Genomic DNA, 14360 nt, shown 5'->3' on the forward strand with positions numbered 1-14360 from the left:
AGATAAAATGAAGGAGGTGTATATTTTGAACTTAAATCTTGAAGAAATTTCAAAAAAATGTAGAGGAGATATTTTGACCATGACCACCGTAGCTCAATCTGGACATCCAGGTGGTTCTATGTCATCAATTGACATTTTAGTTAGTTTATACTCTTTTGCAAAAGTTTTTCCAAATGATCCTTGGAACGAAGATAGAGATAGAATCATAGTTAGTCATGGTCACATTTCACCTGCCGTATACAGCACACTTGCGGCGTATGGATTTATTAATAGAGAAGAAGTTTTAACTGGTTTTAGACATCCATCAAGTATTTTTGAAGGACATATCACAAGAGGAATTCCTGGTGTCGAATGGACAACTGGAAATCTTGGCCAAGGACTTTCTGCAGGCGTTGGAATGGCTTTAGCTGGGAAATTAAAAAACAAAGACTATCATGTATACGTTGTCATGAGTGACGGCGAAAGTGCAAAAGGCCAAGTAGCAGAAGCAAGAAGAACTGCAAATAAATATAATCTTGATAACTTAACTGTTATTATTGACTACAACGACATTCAAATCAGCGGAAGAGCAAGAGAAATAATGTATGTAGATCTAAAAAGAGAATATGAAGCAGCTGGATGGAATACTTTGGAAATAAACGGACACGATTTTGAGCAAATACTCTCGGCACTAAAAATTGCTAAAAATGATGGAAAACCAACAGCAATAATTGCACATACTATTATAGGAAAAGGCGTAAGCTTCATGGAAGATACACCAAAATACCACGGTAAACCATTATCAATTGAAGAATTTAAAAATGCTATTCAAGAACTTGGATTAAATATTGATATAGAAAAATACATTGAAAATAGAAAAAAACTGCCAATTTCAGAACATAAAAAATTGTTTTTAAAATACGATGTAAATATCAATACTGGAAAATTTAGAACTTACGCAGAAAAAATTGATAATAGATCAGCATTGGGAAGAGCTATTGCTGATCTTGCATTAATAAATGATAACGTTGTAGCTGTTGATTGTGATCTCAAATCTTCTGTGAAATTAGATTTTCTTGACAAAGAAAGAAAGGATAGACTAATTGAAATTGGTGTTCAAGAACATAATGCTGCTGCATTAGCAGGTGCACTAAGTGTTGAAGGATTTATTACATTTTTCGCAGATTTTGGAGTATTTGGGATAGATGAAACATTTAATCAACATAGATTAAACGCAATTAATAATACAAACCTTAAGGTTGTAGTAACACACTGTGGAACAGATGTTGGTGAAGATGGAAAAACACATCATGCATTAAACTATGTTTCTGCACCTCTATCATGGTTTGGCTTCAAAGTCATTGTTCCTGCAGATCCTAATCAAACTGATAGAGCAGTAAGATATGTTGCTTCAGAATATGGAAATTTTGTAATAGCTATGGGTAGAAGTAAATTAGAACCTATAAAAAAAGAAGATGGAAGCATATTCTTTGATGAAAATTACGAATTTAAATATGGAAAAATTGATATATTAAGAGATGGAGAAGATATTGTAATTATTACGATGGGTTCAGTAATTCCTTCAGCATTAAAAGCAGTAGATGAACTAAGGAATGAAGGAATCAAAGTAGGTTTACTTAATGTATCTTGTCCACTTGATTTAGACGAGGAAGTTCTTACAAGATACTCACGAAACAAAGTGATTGTAATTGAAGACCATAATATTTACAATGGCCTTGGAACATTAATAGAAAACAAACTCTTCAATCTAAAAATAATTCCTGACAAATTTGTTAAGATTGGTATTGACAGGTTCCCAGTATCTGGTAATAGCAATTACTTATTCAAAATTTATGGTTTTGATAGTGATAGTATTAAAAATAAAGTTAAAGAAATACTAGAAGACTAATAAAAAGCCTGGCATCAGCCAGGCTTTTTTGAATAGTTAAAGCTTTTCAATTATTTTAATATCATCATTAAATCTAAACTTTAATACATTTTCCAAAGTTTCACTGTCAGATTTTCCAGATTCAAATAATATCAAATATGTATTTTTGGAAACTTTCACATAAAAGTCACTTTTTCTAATTTTTGAACTAATATCACTCTGTGACTTTATAAGTAAGGGAATAAACATTGGATTTCTTCTTTTTTTATCCAAAACTATTAGTTTTAAAGCAAGATCCATTGGTATTTCATTTTTTGTAGGTAATTCAGCAAGTTTTTCCAATAAATTCAAATCATTCTTTTTCAATTGTTGAGTGATCATTAAAATCTGCATTTCACACAACTCGCGATAAGGAATGACCCACTCTTCATCTAAACCTTCTAAAAGCTCACCTTTATAAATCTTTGCAATTTCATCCCTTGTTTTTTTTGAAGGATTTTTATCCATAAGCTTTTGAAACAAAATATAATCAATTTTCAACTTCGAAACATCCAAATATACAACATTTCTATCAATTTTTAGAGAATCTTTTGTTAAATTTAATCCTTTTCTCAACATATACAAAAGTGTATTAAGATTCTTCCGAGAATAACTTTCATCATATCCTTCAAAAAAAACATTAAGAATTTCGCTAACAAATACTTTTCTTTTATAATTCAAAATTAAGTAATATAAAATATGCTCTGCCTTTTTACTTTTTAAAACAATTTTTTCTGATTGAAAATAAACGCCATATTCCTTTCCAAACAGTCTGATCTCCATTAAATCCCCCCCAACATTTTATATTTTATCATATTTTATATAAAAATTTTAACATATTTATCAATTTTTTCCATCTTTCTCAAAAATTAAGCTTGTTGCAAAAAATGAGATTATATTGTATCATAAGTTATAAGAATAAACAAAGGAGGTAAAAGAAATGTATGAAGCAATAGTAATAGGTGGAGGGCCTGGAGGATATGTTGCAGCGATAAGGCTTTCACAGCTTGGTAAGAAAGTTGCAATTGTTGAGAAAGAAGAATTTGGTGGTACCTGTACTAACAAAGGGTGTATTCCTACTAAAGCTATGCTTACAGCCTCACACCTTTTTACTGAGATAAATGAAAAGGCTAAAAAGTTTGGTATCTTAGTTGATAATGTTTCATATGATCTATCCTTAATCATGAAACACATGCAAAAGTCTGTTACTATGTCTAGAAAAGGTATAGAATTTTTAATGAAAAAGAACAAGATTGATGTATTTAAAGACAAAGCAATATTGAAAGACAAAAATACCGTTTTACTTGAAAATAGTGGACAAGAAATAGAGGGAGAAAATATAATCTTAGCACATGGTTCTGTGCCAGTTATCTTTCCACCATTTGATCAGATAGAAGGTATATGGACAAGTGATGATGTATTTAAGATGGAAAAGATGCCAGAATCGATATTGATAATAGGCGGAGGAGTAATAGGAGTAGAATTTGCTACATTCTTTTCAAGTTTTGGGGTAGATGTAACGATAGTAGAACTCGCAGAACATATTTTACCATACGAAGATAGTGATGTAGCAGAAGAAGTAAAAAAAGCACTAAAAAAGAACAAAGTAAAAATAATAGAAGGAGAAAAAGTAGAAGGAGTGGAAAAAAAGAACGAAAAATATATTGCAAAAGTTGCAGGAAAAGAAATAGAAGTTGAAAAAGTACTACTTGCAGTAGGAAGAAGACCGAATATAAGTGAAGATATAAAATCACTTGGCATAGAAATAGAAAGAGGAGTAAAAACAGACAAACATATGAGAACAAATATAGATAATATATATGCAATAGGAGATATAAGGGGACAGATAATGCTAGCACATGTTGCGATGTACGAAGGGATAGTAGCAGCACATAACATAGCAGGAGAAGAAATAGAAATGGACTATAGAGCAGTACCATCGATAATCTTTTCAAATCCAGAAGTAGCAAGTGTAGGAAAAAGAGAAAAAGAAGTGGATAGAGAAAAAGTAAACATATATAAATTTCCGGTATCAGCAAATGGAAGGGCAAGAACAATGGAAGAGAAATTAGGATTTGCAAAGGTGATAGAAGAAAAAGAAACAGGAAAAGTATTGGGAGTAACGATAGTGTCAGCAAACGCAACGGACATGATAATGGAGGGAGTATTGGGAGTAAAATATGAAATGGCTACAGAAAAAATAGCAGAAGCAATACATCCACATCCAACACTAACTGAAACACTCCTTGGTGCTTTTGAAGGTAATTGGGCTATACATATTTGAAATAAAGCGTTGATGCTATGGTTGAAGAAATTAAAAAAATTTATATTGAAGCAAAAGAACTTGTTGAAAATCGTTGGAATGAATTTTTAAAATTAAAAAACAGTAATGATGAGCTCTTACTATTTTCTGAATTATCCTTTTGTGTTTTGACTGCAAACTGGTCTGCTTCCGGTGGTATTAAAGCCCAAAAAGAAATTGGAGAAGGTTTTTATACTCTTTCACTTTCTGATCTTGAAATAGCTTTAAAAAAAGTTGGGCATCGTTTCCCTAAAGCTCGCGCAAAATATATATATGAAAATAGGTGGATTGTAGGAAAGTTAATTGATCTTATTAATAGTTATGATGTATATACCTTAAGAGAATACCTTGTAAAAAACATAAAAGGTATTGGATGGAAAGAAGCTTCACACTTTTTAAGAAATATAGGTTTTTGTGAAGTTGCTATTTTGGATAAACATATTTTAAGAATGCTACATAAATATAAATATATTGATGAAATTCCAAAATCATGGAGTAAAAAAAGATACCTTCAGATTGAGAAAATTTTTAATGAAATTTCAAATGAATTTGGTGAATGCCCTGGAAAATTTGATTTATATGTTTGGTATTATATTAAAGGGAAAGTCGAAAAATAGGGGGGATTATTCTGACACTTTCTAAAAAATTATACGACGAAGCTCTTAAATTTATTAACAATGAAACACTTGAAGATTACGTAATAGGTCTTGGCCTCTCAGCGGCTTTATTAAGTGATGGAAGATGTAGTGTAAGCTATACATTACGTGAAGATACTCTCGGAAAATGCGAAGAGTTTTTCAAATGTACTGGTGATTTTGGAAATCCAGTAAGCAAGATAAATCCAGGAATGAAAGTAAAAGATATTCTAAATATTGGTCTATTTTCTCCTGATCCTTTAATAAGATCTGTTGCTTATGCAACATTAAATGCCGTATTTTCAACTCCAGAAATTAAAAATATTTATTCTCCAGGCGATCTAAGCCAATATATTAATGTAGGCCTTGATGACACAATAGGATTTATAGGTAGAATTGATCCTTTAATAAAGTTATGGAAGCCTAAAGCTTGGGATATATTAATATTCGATAGAAATAGAAAAGGTAGTGATGAAGTTTTACCCGATTGGGCTATAGTTGATCTACTTCCCAAATGTTCAGTTGTTGTTATCTCAGGTTCTGCGATTGTAAATGGCTCTATAGATTGGATACTAAATTATGTAAAAACTGATAAGGTTGCAATTGTTGGACCTTCTACTACTTTACTTCCAAATGTTTTTCCGGTTAAATTACTTGCAGGAATTAATGTTTTAAACTCAGGCAAGTTATTCAAACTAATATCACATGGAGCTGGTACTAAAAAAATCATTGCTGAAAAAGCAGTTGAAAAAGTTGTGTTAGTTCAATAACAATTGTTTTTCATAAAAACACCACTATAATAACCCCATCCAATATAAATAGGATGGGGTTATTTAGTTGACTCATAAATTTTCTCAAAATTATTTTGTCTAATTTAATCACTTAATCTTGGTAACGGTTGAACTGGCCCAAAACTTTGGAAAGGCCAAATTCTCAATATAGGTCTTCCAATCACTGCTTCTTTTGGAACAAAACCAAAATATCTGCTGTCTAAACTCTCCTTTGAATTGTCGCCCATGAAAAAGTAAAAACCTTCTGGAATTTTAATATAAACCTGTCCATTTTCAGTCCATACATAATCATCAAAATCTATATTCTTTGGCTTTAAATATTCATCTACATATTCATGATATGGTATTCCATATGGGACAGGATCCATTCCTCCAATTATGCTGAATATAGTATTCGCAAGTTCAGCTCCATTTTTAAGTGCGATATTATACAAAAAATTTCTATATTCAGTTTTATTATCTCTTAATCTACTTGCTTGATCTAAATATTTCCACAAATTAGGATATTTAAAAATACCATCTGGTTGATAATTAACATTCTTTAAGTTTTCTGGAATTTTGCCGTTAACAAATAATTTCCAATTACCATCTACATTCTTTAAAGTAATTATGTCCCCTTCTTTAGCAACTAATCTTTTTACATATTTTACATGCCCCTTAAACTTAGATGGAGCAAACAAATCCATAAACTTGTCAAATGCTCTTAACATTTGCTCAGCTCTTTCGTCTCTAAATGGAGTCCAAAATACCACAATTTCACCAATTTCTGGCTCACGTGCTTGATATGTAATCTTTTCAATAAAAAGGCGGTCCCCAATATTAATCGTTGGGATCATAGATCCTGTGGGGACCAACATAGTTTCAAAAACAAATAATCTAATAATAGTTGCAGCAACAATTGCATACAAAAGTGTAATCACAACTTCTTTGGCAATTTCTTTAGGAGATTTTTTCATTGTTAATTACCTTCTCTCCTTAATTTTCACCTTTCCGCGTACTTCTCTTAAATAGTATAATTTTGCTCTTCTTACCTTTCCTCTTCTAACAACTTCAATCTTTTCAATTATTGGAGCATACAATGGGAAAATTCTTTCTACACCAACACCATTTGCACCAATTCTTCTAACTGTAAAAGTTTTGCTAATACCAGAACCTCTCATAGAAATTACAATTCCTTCAAACGCTTGTGTTCTTTCTTTGTTTCCTTCTTTAAATCTAACATAAACTTTTACTGTATCACCAGGTCTAAATTCTGGAACATCCTTAATCTGATCTTTTTCAATAATTCTAACAAGGTTATCCATACTCATGTTAATCCCTCCCTTTATACTATACATTTTCTCCAATTAATCTATCAAGAATAATAGCTACTGCTGCTCTAACAGATAAATGGTTAAAATCGCTTTTTGCTCTTACTGGTTCTAACGCATAATCGCATTTGGACAATATCTCATCGGGCATTCCCCAACCTGTTCCAAACAATATTAAAATAGGTTTTTCTGATTCAAGTACCATTTTTCTTCCTACTTCAAAACTTATCGTATTTTCTCGCATTTTGGCAGAAGTAAACATTATAATAGGTTTTTGCCCTTCCAATCGTTCGATATCTTCTAATACATCTTCAAAATAAGCTTTCAACTCAACTAATGAAAGTGCTTCAGAACGATTTGGATTATACTCTTTTCCAAACCCTTCTCTCCAATATTCTAAAACCTTTTTTACTATATCCTGCTGTGCTGGCAGATTGTTAACTAAATAATACTTTTTAATTTTATATGTCCTGCTTGTTCGTGCAATATCATGTATATCTAAATTTGTCACTGCTGTTGAAATAATTTTGCCATCTCTGCCTAATATAGGGTAATGAATTAAAGCAATATACAACTTACTTAACATTATTAATCAACTCCCTGAAAAGTTCAAGCAAAGCCTCTTTATCAACTTCATCAAATTCTTTCTTTAAAAATAAATCTGGCCTTCTTTGAATAGTCTTTTTCAAAGACATCTTCCTTCTCCAAATTTCAATTTTTTCATGGTTGCCTTCCAATAATACTTCCGGAACTTTTTTACCATTAAATTCTCTTGGACGCGTATAATGAGGATGATCTAATAATCCAGTATTAAAAGACTCTTCTATTACAGATTCTTCAGAAATTATTCCTGGAACAAACCTCGAAATTGCATCGATCATTACCATAGCTGGAAGTTCTCCGCCAGTTAAAACATAATCTCCTATTGAAATTTCATCATCAACTAATTCCATTACTCTTTCATCAATTCCTTCGTATCTACCACAAATTATTAATAAATTTTCTTTTAAACTTAACTCTTTGACAAGATCATTATTTAAAGTTCTTCCTTGTGGACTAGTTAAGATTGTATAAGGCTTTCCAAAAGTTTCAACATAAAAATCGTAAAATCTAAAGAATGGCTCTGGCTTCATAACCATTCCTGGACCGCCGCCAAAAGGATAATCATCGACAGTTCTGTGCTTATCATTTGTAAAATCTCTCAAATTAAAAATGTTAATCTCTATTTTATTCTCTTGAACAGCTCGTGAAATAACTCCATATTTTTTTATTACTTCAACCATTTCTGGAAAAATTGTCAAAACACTAATTTTCAATCCAACCACTCCGGTACTTTAACAACAATTTTTTTATTTTTCTTGTCTAAAGTTATAATATAATCATAAATCACAGGTATCAAAATTTCATCTTCTTTATTTTTATTAACTACTATTACATCATTACTACCTGTTTGTATGATTTCATCAACAATTCCCAAAACTTTTCCTGATTCATCAATAACTTGGCTTCCAACTATTTCAAAGAAATAATACTCATCTTCCGATAAATTTGGTAGTTCATCTTTATTAATATAAACTTTAGAGCCTACAAATTTTCTAGCATTTTCAACATTTTCGACACCATTTAGTTTAATAATGTAGTAACCATCAGCTAATCTTATATTCTCTACAGTTGCAACCATAAATTGTTTTGTTTTTTCATTATAAAGAAAAATCTCTTCCAAAGACTCAATGATTTCTGGAAAATTAGTAAATGGATGCAATTTTAACTCTCCTTTGAGCCCATGTGTTTTTCCTAAAATTGCAACTGCAACTTTTCCGCTTAAAAGCTCTCGGAGAGTATTTATCATCTTACCACCTTCAAAATAAAGTTGTTCTCATCCGTTATAGAAGATAACAAAATTTTTATTGACTTTATTGTTCTCCCATCTTTTCCAATAACTTGACCAACATCCTCAGGATTAACGGATATTTCAAACACTTTTTTTCCACTTTCTTCAAACTCCAATACAACAACCTCATCGGGATTTTTTACAATCCCCTTGAGCATATACTCAAGGAGTTCTTTCATTTATTTTCCTCCTTCTTTGTTCTCTTAAGCTCATCAACCTTTTTAAACACCCCTGCTTTTCTCAATAAATTCCTTACAGTATCACTTGGCTGTGCACCCTTCATAATCCATTCTACAGCCTTATCAACATCAACATTCAAAATATATGGATCCTTGATTGGATCATAGTAACCTAAACTTTCAATGTATGCACCGTCTCTTCTTTTTCTCTGATCCACAACAACAATTCTGTAAAATGGTTGCTTTTTCTTTCCCATACGAGTTAATCTTATCCTTACCACTCTAAACACCTCCATCAAATTTTTTAAATTTTAAATCCTTTTAGATTGAATGGTAATTTTCCTTTCTTAAATATTTTCATCATTTTTTTCATTTCCTCATAGTTTTTAAGAAGTTTATTTACCTCTTGAACGCTTGTACCGCTACCTTTAGCTATTCTTTTTTTTCTGCTTGCATTTAAAATTTTTGGATTTCTTCTTTCTTCAGGTGTCATTGAATTAATTATTGCTTCAATTACTTTTAATTCTTTTTCACTCTGATTTACATCTACTTTCGGACTACCCGGCAACATCTCTACAATTTTTGATAACGAACCTAACTTTTTTATCTCTTTTAATTGCTCTTGAAAATCTTCAAGTGTAAATTCTGCATTAAGCATCTTTTTGCCTAGTTTTTGCATTTTATCTTTATCAAGTTCTTGCTCAGCTTTTTCAATTAAGCTTAAAACATCTCCAAGCCCTAAAATTCTACTAGCAATTCTTTCAGGATGAAACTCTTCTATATCTTCTATCTTTTCTCCAACTCCTATAAATTTTATTGGTTTATTAGTAATATACCTTATCGAAAGTATCACACCGCCTCTTGCATCTCCATCCATCTTTGTAACTACATATCCTGTAACATCCAATCGTTCATTAAAAATCTTTGCCGAATTTACAGCATCTTGCCCAGCCATGGCATCAACAACCATCAATATTTCATCTGGATTAAGAATGTCCTTTATTTCTTCCAATTCATTCATCATTTCATCATCAATATGCAAACGCCCCGCTGTATCAAAAATTACAACATTGTATCCACTGTCTTTAACTTCTTTTATAGCCTCACGAACTATTTTAACTGGATTTTTTCGATCACCACAAAAAACTGGCACATCAATTTTCTTACCTAACGTTATTAATTGGTCTATAGCAGCAGGTCTATATGTATCAGCAGCAACCAAAAATGGCTTTTTTCCTTTTTTCTTAAGCAAATTTGCAAGTTTTGCTGCCGATGTAGTCTTACCACTTCCCTGAAGTCCAACCATCATAACATAAGAGGGAGAATGTACAAGACTTAATTGGGATTTTTCTCCCATAACCCTAATTAATTCATCTCTTAAAATTTTAATAAACATCTGATCTGGGGTTAACGACTTTAATACTTCCTCACCTGTAGCCTTTTCAGTTACTTCTGCAATAAATTCCTTTACTACCTTGTAGTTAACATCAGCTTCTAACAATGACAACTTTACCATTTTTATTGCTTCTTTTATATTTTTTTCAGTGATTTTTCCTTTCCCCGAAAGCGCTTTAAAAGCTTTAGAAAGTTTTTCTTGTAAACCTTCAAACAACTCCAATCACCTTCCTTCACTCTCATTAGTATATAATACTTTTTTACTAATTCAATTAAATTTTTGTAGCCGATTGAAAAATTATCCAAAATTATATGTAACAATAATGTTAAGTAAAACTTGTCGCTTAACTTAACTGATAGTTTTTAGTTAACTTTATAGTAACATATTATAGATAATATTTTATTGATGTACTTTATAAGATGTAGTATAATTTAAATATCCCAAGGGGAGCTCCACAATCCGGGGCTGAGAGGAAGGTGGAAACCTTCGACCCTTAGAACCTGAACCGGGTAATACCGGCGGAGGGATGGGATACAAAATCCCTCCGAAAAAAGGAGGGAATTTTTTATTTTAAAAGGAGGGATTATATGAAAAAAGTACTTATTTATTTAATATTAACTATCTCATTAATTTCATTTTCAGCAGAAAAACTTGTCGTTTATACATATGACAGTTTTGTGTCTGGTATTGGTAAAGAAATTGTTCCAATATTTGAAAAAAAGTATGGTTGTAAAGTAGAACTTTTATCTTTTGGTGATGCTGGAACTGTCCTTTCAAGACTTATGCTTGAAAAAAATAATCCCAAAGCTGATGTAATAGTTGGTCTTGATCAAGCGTTATTAATTAAAGCCATCGAAAATGATCTAGTTCAAAAATTTAAACCTGAAAATTTATCCTTGCTAAAATATCCAGAATTGTATAATGAATACGGCACTCCATATGATTTTGGTGCAATTGCTATTGTTTATAACAAAGAAAAAATTAAAAATCCACCAAAAAGCTTTAACGATCTTTTAAAAGATGAATTTAGAGGTAAAATTGTTGTTGAAGATCCTAGGACTTCAAGCACTGGTCTTAGCTTTCTTCTATGGACTATTGCTGCATTTAATGAAAAATATTTGGATTTTTGGTCAAAATTTAAAGACAATTTACTGACAATAACACCAGGATGGGACGAAGCATTTGAAATGTTAGAATCAGGCGAATCTGATATCATGGTTAGCTACGCAACCGATGGTGCATACAGCTATTATTACTATGGCAACGTCAAATACGTTCCAGTAATTTTAGATGAAGGTGCATTTGTTCAAGTTGAATATGCTTCACTTGTAAAAAATGCCAAAAATGTAGAACTTGGAAAAAAATTCATAGAATTTCTGCTTTCAGATGAATTTCAAGAAAAAGTTCCTTTAAATCAATGGATGCTTCCTGTTACAAATGTAAAGTTACCTGAAGCTTTTAAATATGTTCCTGAAATAAAAAAAGTTCTTGAGATAAAAAATGATATTTATAAGAATCAAGAAAGGATTTTAAAAGAATGGTCAAAAGAAGTAATTGGTGGCTAATTCCAATTACATTTATAATGGGAGGCGTTGTCCTCCCATTTACTTTTTTATTTATAAAGATAGGTGGTATAAATATCAGCTCAATTTCTGATAATTTTAATATTATCAAATTCACTATTTACCAAGCTTTTATCTCATCTATATTAGCAACCGTTATAGGCCTTCCTGGAGCATATATCGTTGCTAGAACAAAAATGAATAAGTATTTAAAATCCATTTTTAGAATACTGTCAGCCATTCCTTTTATTTTACCGGGAGTAACAATGAGCATAGGTTTTTTAATGACATTTGGAAATAATGGAATAATAACAAATTTTCTTAAGTTATTTGGTTTTAACCAACGACTACTTTATACTTTTTCTGCTATAATTATCGGCCATGTTTTTTACAATTTTCCACTTTTTATCCGCATAGTTGGAGAAACTTGGGAAAAAATAGATTCTAGTATTATAGAATCTGCAAAGCTAGATGGCGCAAATAATTTATTAATCTTTTCTAAAATTGAAATTCCATTAATTCTTTCATCAATTTTAAAGGCCTTTCTTTTGACATATGTATATACATTTACGAGCTTTTCAGTTGTATTAATATTAGGTGGCATAAAATATTCTACAATCGAAGTTGCTATTTATATGTATACAAAAATCTTGTTTGATTTTAAAAGTGCACTTACTTTATCGATAGTCCAAATAATATTAATATCGCTCATTTCCTATATTTTATCATTTGAAAGACACACATTCTTATCAGGAAAATCTTTGAAAGAAAAATTCCCAATTTGGGGTTATCTTTATTTATTTTTAACAACTATATTTATATTTATTCCTCTCATTAACTCTCTGCTTTCTGGTTTTATTAAATATGGCGGAGGATTTGGGATCGAGAATTTTAAATTATTATTTTCACTTGATCTTAAACGCTATATTGGAACTAGTTTTCAATCAATGATCATTTTTACTCTAATATTTTCAATATCTGCATCTCTACTTACAATATTAATATCAATGATCGCTTCTTATTATAACATAAGAAAAAAATTAAAGCTTGAACACATAATGTTAATACCTGCAGCAATTTCACCTGTAACACTTGCATTTTCATATATTGCTATAGGAATAAGTCAATTCATCGCTATACCAATAATTTACTCACTTATAAGTCTTCCTATTGTTTTCGGAATTATTTCCAGTGGATGGAAAACATTAGATAAGTCTTCAGAAGAAGCAGCGTTAATTGATGGAGCTAACTCATTTATTTTAAATTTTAAAATTAGAATTCCTCAAATGAAATATCATATACTTACTGCTTTTGTTTATGCTTTTACGCTCTCTTTAGGAGAAATGTCTGCAACTATTACCTTATCTACACCTCCGGTTTCTACCTTCTCCATTTCAATATATAGACTTCTTAGCTCAAGAAAAATTCCTCAAGCAAGAGCACTTAACACCATTTATTCTATAATAGTATTAATTTTGTTTTTAATAATTGAAATTTTAAGAAACAAAAAACAAAAATGACTAAATTTCAATATTAAACAATTTCTTTGCAATAATCCCTATAATAAATGATACAATCATTACACCAAAACTAATTAAAAACATTTCTAAAAAATATTGTTTAAATGTCTTTTCTTGAACAACAGAAACAAAATACGAAAACAATAATATAACAACTATTGCATTTATAATTAAAAAAGATAAAGAAATCATTGGATTTGAAAAAATAAGATAAGGTATTACAAGAAATATAACCGTTAAAATATAAGCAATCCCGGTATATATAGCTGCTTTTAATGGATTTTGAGAATTTTTATCTGCTTTTTGAGATAAATATTCAGAAGCAGACATTGAAAGTGATGCTGCAATTCCTGTAATAATTCCAGATAATGCCACCATTCTTGAATTTTGAAAAGCAAAAGTCAATCCAGCAAGTGTTCCGGTAAGTTCAACAAGTGCATCATTCAATCCTAATACCATTGAGCTTATATAATTTATCTTTTCTTCATCAATTAGTGATAAAAGCTCTTTTTCATGAACATTTTCATCGTTAATTATTTCATTTATTTCATTTATTTTTCCAATTAAATCTTTATACTTTTTTTGTGCTGCTTCTTCACCTTTTTCCATTGCATTTAATGCAAAAGTTAAGCCAAATAAAAATGACAAAAATGTATACCACCAAACTTTAAAAATATTTGGTCTTAATTCCTTATTTGTGTATTTTTTAAAATAATAATAATGCTTTAATTCATCATCTGCTATTTTTATTAAAATGTTTTTATTTCTCTTATTTTTAGAAAAACTAGCAAGTTTTTTATAAACATAATATTCAGTAATCTCATTTTTCTGAAACTGAATTAAGTACTTTTCTTTATACATTTAAACA

At 30.4% G+C, this 14360-nt stretch carries 16 protein-coding genes and 1 riboswitch; of the genes, 6 read left to right on the top strand and 10 right to left on the bottom strand.

Annotated features, from left to right (window positions below; translation table 11 throughout):
- The first annotated feature begins 7 nt into the window (after positions 1-7).
- Positions 8-1888 (top strand): transketolase, encoded by a 1881-nt coding sequence (locus EO083_RS07160; protein ID WP_373277313.1) that lies wholly within the window; start codon positions 8-10, stop codon positions 1886-1888.
- 36 nt (positions 1889-1924) lie between these two features.
- On the opposite strand, the gene EO083_RS07165 is transcribed toward EO083_RS07160, so the two are convergent.
- On the bottom strand, positions 1925-2689 hold the full coding sequence (locus tag EO083_RS07165) for a hypothetical protein (RefSeq protein WP_126993478.1): 765 nt from the start codon (positions 2687-2689) through the stop codon (positions 1925-1927).
- 157 nt (positions 2690-2846) lie between these two features.
- Between EO083_RS07165 and lpdA the strand changes: the two genes are divergently transcribed.
- Genes lpdA through EO083_RS07180 form a run of 3 tightly spaced genes read left to right on the top strand, consistent with a single transcriptional unit; the run spans position 2847 to position 5613 of the window.
- Positions 2847-4190 (top strand): dihydrolipoyl dehydrogenase, encoded by a 1344-nt coding sequence (lpdA, locus tag EO083_RS07170; RefSeq protein ID WP_126993479.1) that lies wholly within the window; start codon positions 2847-2849, stop codon positions 4188-4190.
- A 17-nt stretch (positions 4191-4207) separates the two neighbouring features.
- Entirely contained in the window at positions 4208-4825 is a 618-nt protein-coding gene (locus EO083_RS07175; RefSeq protein ID WP_126993480.1) for an N-glycosylase/DNA lyase, read from the top strand.
- An 11-nt stretch (positions 4826-4836) separates the two neighbouring features.
- Entirely contained in the window at positions 4837-5613 is a 777-nt protein-coding gene (locus EO083_RS07180; protein ID WP_206512282.1) for a Rossmann-like domain-containing protein, read from the top strand.
- A 104-nt stretch (positions 5614-5717) separates the two neighbouring features.
- On the opposite strand, the gene lepB is transcribed toward EO083_RS07180, so the two are convergent.
- From lepB to ffh, 8 genes are read right to left on the bottom strand one after another with little or no spacing between them, the layout of a single operon-like run.
- Positions 5718-6590 carry a signal peptidase I gene (gene lepB, locus EO083_RS07185; RefSeq protein ID WP_126993482.1) on the bottom strand — a complete coding sequence of 291 codons (873 nt, stop codon included), beginning with the start codon at positions 6588-6590 and terminating at the stop codon, positions 5718-5720.
- Between the two features lie 6 nt (positions 6591-6596).
- Positions 6597-6944 carry a 50S ribosomal protein L19 gene (rplS, locus tag EO083_RS07190; protein WP_126993483.1) on the bottom strand — a complete coding sequence of 116 codons (348 nt, stop codon included), beginning with the start codon at positions 6942-6944 and terminating at the stop codon, positions 6597-6599.
- A gap of 19 nt (positions 6945-6963) precedes the next feature.
- Positions 6964-7530 carry an RNA methyltransferase gene (locus tag EO083_RS07195; protein ID WP_126993484.1) on the bottom strand — a complete coding sequence of 189 codons (567 nt, stop codon included), beginning with the start codon at positions 7528-7530 and terminating at the stop codon, positions 6964-6966.
- A complete protein-coding gene (gene trmD, locus EO083_RS07200) occupies positions 7520-8260 on the bottom strand; it encodes a tRNA (guanosine(37)-N1)-methyltransferase TrmD (protein WP_126993485.1) in 741 nt (246 codons plus the stop codon). Before trmD ends, EO083_RS07195 begins: the two co-directional genes overlap by 11 nt.
- Positions 8257-8793, bottom strand: a complete 537-nt coding sequence (gene rimM, locus EO083_RS07205) for a ribosome maturation factor RimM (RefSeq protein WP_126993486.1) — start codon at positions 8791-8793, stop codon at positions 8257-8259. Before rimM ends, trmD begins: the two co-directional genes overlap by 4 nt.
- Entirely contained in the window at positions 8790-9014 is a 225-nt protein-coding gene (locus EO083_RS07210) for a KH domain-containing protein (RefSeq protein WP_004103397.1), read from the bottom strand. Before EO083_RS07210 ends, rimM begins: the two co-directional genes overlap by 4 nt.
- Positions 9011-9295 carry a 30S ribosomal protein S16 gene (gene rpsP / locus EO083_RS07215; RefSeq protein ID WP_004103399.1) on the bottom strand — a complete coding sequence of 95 codons (285 nt, stop codon included), beginning with the start codon at positions 9293-9295 and terminating at the stop codon, positions 9011-9013. The genes EO083_RS07210 and rpsP overlap by 4 nt, the downstream gene beginning before the upstream one ends.
- A gap of 23 nt (positions 9296-9318) precedes the next feature.
- A complete protein-coding gene (ffh, locus tag EO083_RS07220; protein WP_126993515.1) occupies positions 9319-10626 on the bottom strand; it encodes a signal recognition particle protein in 1308 nt (435 codons plus the stop codon).
- Positions 10627-10843: 217 nt separating this feature from the next.
- A riboswitch (TPP riboswitch) is annotated at positions 10844-10954 on the top strand.
- Positions 10955-10997: 43 nt separating this feature from the next.
- On the opposite strand from ffh, the gene EO083_RS07225 reads away from it, so the two are divergent.
- The gene (locus EO083_RS07225; protein WP_126993487.1) at positions 10998-11975 is read left to right on the top strand and encodes a thiamine ABC transporter substrate-binding protein; all 978 of its coding nucleotides are present in this window, start codon (positions 10998-11000) and stop codon (positions 11973-11975) included.
- Positions 11948-13492, top strand: coding sequence for an ABC transporter permease (locus EO083_RS07230; protein WP_126993488.1), 1545 nt, complete (start codon positions 11948-11950; stop codon positions 13490-13492). Before EO083_RS07225 ends, EO083_RS07230 begins: the two co-directional genes overlap by 28 nt.
- Here EO083_RS07230 and EO083_RS07235 read toward each other — a convergent pair whose 3' ends face one another.
- The gene (locus EO083_RS07235) at positions 13493-14353 is read right to left on the bottom strand and encodes a VIT1/CCC1 transporter family protein (RefSeq protein ID WP_126993489.1); all 861 of its coding nucleotides are present in this window, start codon (positions 14351-14353) and stop codon (positions 13493-13495) included.
- Positions 14354-14360: the final 7 nt, after the last annotated feature.

The sequence above is a fragment of the Thermosipho globiformans genome (genome assembly GCF_003990895.1).
In the GTDB taxonomy this organism is placed as follows: Bacteria; Thermotogota; Thermotogae; order Thermotogales; family Fervidobacteriaceae; genus Thermosipho; species Thermosipho japonicus.

Excerpts from the sequence above, each read along its gene's own strand:
- EO083_RS07160 (WP_373277313.1), top strand. The coding sequence starts at position 8 with ATGAAGGAGGTGTATATTTTGAACTTAAATCTTGAAGAAATTTCAAAA.
- EO083_RS07165 (WP_126993478.1), bottom strand. The coding sequence starts at position 2,689 with ATGGAGATCAGACTGTTTGGAAAGGAATATGGCGTTTATTTTCAATCA.
- lpdA (WP_126993479.1), top strand. The coding sequence starts at position 2,847 with ATGTATGAAGCAATAGTAATAGGTGGAGGGCCTGGAGGATATGTTGCA.
- EO083_RS07175 (WP_126993480.1), top strand. The coding sequence starts at position 4,208 with ATGGTTGAAGAAATTAAAAAAATTTATATTGAAGCAAAAGAACTTGTT.
- lepB (WP_126993482.1), bottom strand. The coding sequence starts at position 6,590 with ATGAAAAAATCTCCTAAAGAAATTGCCAAAGAAGTTGTGATTACACTT.
- rplS (WP_126993483.1), bottom strand. The coding sequence starts at position 6,944 with ATGAGTATGGATAACCTTGTTAGAATTATTGAAAAAGATCAGATTAAG.
- EO083_RS07195 (WP_126993484.1), bottom strand. The coding sequence starts at position 7,530 with ATGTTAAGTAAGTTGTATATTGCTTTAATTCATTACCCTATATTAGGC.
- rimM (WP_126993486.1), bottom strand. The coding sequence starts at position 8,793 with ATGATAAATACTCTCCGAGAGCTTTTAAGCGGAAAAGTTGCAGTTGCA.
- EO083_RS07210 (WP_004103397.1), bottom strand. The coding sequence starts at position 9,014 with ATGAAAGAACTCCTTGAGTATATGCTCAAGGGGATTGTAAAAAATCCC.
- EO083_RS07225 (WP_126993487.1), top strand. The coding sequence starts at position 10,998 with ATGAAAAAAGTACTTATTTATTTAATATTAACTATCTCATTAATTTCA.
- EO083_RS07230 (WP_126993488.1), top strand. The coding sequence starts at position 11,948 with ATGGTCAAAAGAAGTAATTGGTGGCTAATTCCAATTACATTTATAATG.
- EO083_RS07235 (WP_126993489.1), bottom strand. The coding sequence starts at position 14,353 with ATGTATAAAGAAAAGTACTTAATTCAGTTTCAGAAAAATGAGATTACT.